Raw genomic sequence first — 1,194 nt, forward strand, 5'->3', positions numbered from 1 at the left:
TATTCCATGACCAAGAAGTACAGAAAATTCGACGCCGCTTTCAAGCTAAGAGTCTGCAAGATGATTGTTGACCAGGGCCTGAGCGTGAACTCCGTTTGTACCGATTTAGACTTGAGTGACACGGCCGTGCGCCGCTGGGTCCAGCAGTACCAAGCCGAGCAGTTAGGTGGTACAGGGATTGGCAAACCGTTAACCAGCGAGCAACAGCGTATTCGTCAGCTTGAGCAGCAGATCCGCGAGCTGAAGACGGACAACGACATATTAAAAAAAGCTACGGCCTTCTTTGCCCGCGAATTGAAGTGATCCACCAATTGGTTCACCAAATGCAATGCAAGGCCTACCCGSTAATMCGTATCTGCCGGGTTTTGCGGATCAGCCGTTCGGGGTTCTATGAAGCTCGTCAGCGGTCTTTTAAGCCAAAAGCTGTCTGTCCGATTGCAGCTCGGGTCAAAGCTACGTTCATGACCAATGAGCACTGTTATGGCAGTCGTCGGGTGATGAAAGCGCTGCGTAGCGATGGCGTATCCATTGGGCGGCACAAGGTCCGTCGGCTGATGAAACAACAGGATTTACGCCCGATCTGGAAGCGCAAGTTCGTTCATACCACCGACAGTAATCATAATTTCCCGGTAGCTGAGAACCTGCTCAACCGCCAGTTCAAYCCCGAGCAGATCAACCAATCATGGGTTGCTGACATCACTTATATTCGCACCCGAAGCGGCTGGCTGTACTTGGCGGCTGTCATGGATTTGTATTCACGCAAGATCGTGGGCTGGGCCATGGCACCGCATATGCGCGCAGAGTTGGTGTGCGGCGCTATGCAACTGGCCATCACACAGAGACAGCCTGAACCGGGTCTGATCGCGCACTCAGATCGGGGCAGCCAGTATGCAGGCGTTACTTACCAAACCTTGCTGACACGACATGGCTTGCGCTGCAGCATGAGCCGCAGGGGCAACTGCTGGGACAACGCAGTCATGGAGCGTTTCTTCTTGAACCTGAAGATGGAGCGCGTTTGGAGGAAGGACTATGCCAACCATGATGAAGCAATCAAGGACGTCACGGATTACATTGTGCGGTTCTACAATGAACGACGAATGCATTCATCGTTAGACTATTTGCCGCCCAATCAGTACGAGCGGCAAACAGCCTGAAAACACCGATTGAGGTGTCCGGAAAAAGTTGACCACCTCA

General features: G+C 52.7%; 1 protein-coding gene. It reads left to right on the forward strand.

The annotated features are described in order from the left end of the window. Positions 1 to 6 precede the first annotated feature (6 nt). Positions 7 to 1,154, forward strand: a protein-coding gene (locus tag AB4Z20_RS27950; RefSeq protein WP_442091222.1) for an IS3 family transposase whose coding sequence is annotated in 2 segments (ribosomal slippage) — positions 7 to 262 and positions 262 to 1,154 — 1,149 coding nt in all. Because the reading frame shifts where the segments join, the coding sequence is not laid out codon by codon here. Positions 1,155 to 1,194: the final 40 nt, after the last annotated feature.

Source organism: Pseudomonas sp. KB_12 (assembly GCF_052114545.1).
GTDB lineage: Bacteria > Pseudomonadota > Gammaproteobacteria > Pseudomonadales > Pseudomonadaceae > Aquipseudomonas > Aquipseudomonas brassicacearum.